Below are 1,170 nucleotides of genomic sequence, written 5' to 3'. Positions count from 1 at the left end.
TTGTCACCCAACGCCGCGAGCTCATCGCGGCGACGGCGACGCCACCGCGCGATGTCCAGCATCAGCCGGCTGCGCTCGCCGGTCTTCTGATGCACGGCCAGCCGGGTCAGTTCCTGGAGAGCATCGAGCACCTCTCCCTTACGACCGACCAGCTTGCTCAGATCGCCACCGCCGTCGATGCTCACGACCGCCCGGTCCCCCTCGACATCGAGATCGATGTCGCCGTCGAAGTCCAGCAGGTCGAGCAGCTCCTCGAGGTAGTCGCCGGCGATCTCGCCTTCCGCGACCAGTCGCTCCTCCAGGTCGTCCTCGCTCTTCGGCGCGGACTGGGTGTCCTCCTCCAGCTCTGCGCCGGGCTCGGTCTCGGTCGTCTGTGCGTCCGTCATATCCGTCTTCTCCCTACTTGTAGCCAGTGTGAGAACTGGTCACCGTTTCCGCTTCTTGGGGCGTGCACCGGGCTTGGGCGTGCGGCTCACACTCGGCCCTGCCGATCCACCTGCCTTGTCGCTCTGATCCTCGCTCTGCGTCGCCTTCGCGTCTGCCTCGGCGCCCGCCACATCACCGGTCACCGCCGCGCTCGCAGAGTCGGTCTTACGGGCCTTGTTGGGCTTGGCGCCAGGGGCGGGTGCATTCGCAGAGCGGCGCTCCAGCGTCTCGGCCTTCTTGGCCTCTTCTTCCTTCTCGATCATCCCGAACACGTAGTGCTGCTGACCGTAGGTCCAGATGTTGTTGGACAGCCAGTAGATGATCACGGCCAGCGGCAGGAACGGTCCACCGACCACCACACCGAGGGGGAAGACGTAGAGCGCGAGCTTGTTCATCATCGCGGTCTGCGGGTTGGCGGCGGCCTCCACACTCTGGCGGGCCACCGAGGCGCGGCTGTTGAAGTGCGTGGCGATGCCGGCCAGGATCATGATCGGCACACCGACCAGGACCACGGAGAGCCGGTTGAATTCGGTGAATGCCTCGAGCCCGTGCTGCTGCACCATCGTCGCGCCGAGCGGTGCGCCGAACAGGTTCGCGTCGAGGAAGTGGCTGACGTCGGTCGCACTGAAGACATAGTTGGCCAGGCTGCGGTTCTCCTCCACCGACAACCCCAGCCGGCCGATGCCGGTCTGCGTCCGGTTGAAGGACATCAGCACGTGGTACAGGCCCAGGAACACCGGCACC

1 protein-coding gene and 1 pseudogene are annotated in these 1,170 nt (G+C 65.9%); both read right to left on the bottom strand.

Going from position 1 to position 1,170, the window contains the following annotated elements:
* Positions 1-386: pseudogene (locus ACWGPE_RS19045) on the bottom strand (hypothetical protein); the annotation flags it as partial.
* A 39-nt stretch (positions 387-425) separates the two neighbouring features.
* Positions 426-1,170, bottom strand: a 745-nt coding sequence (yidC, locus tag ACWGPE_RS19040) for a membrane protein insertase YidC (RefSeq protein WP_452049321.1), incomplete at its 5' end; no start/stop codon positions are given.

This window comes from Agromyces sp. NPDC055658, assembly GCF_053618155.1.
The sequence above is the reverse complement of the archived record's forward strand: the minus strand, read 5'-3'. Positions and strand labels throughout refer to the sequence as shown.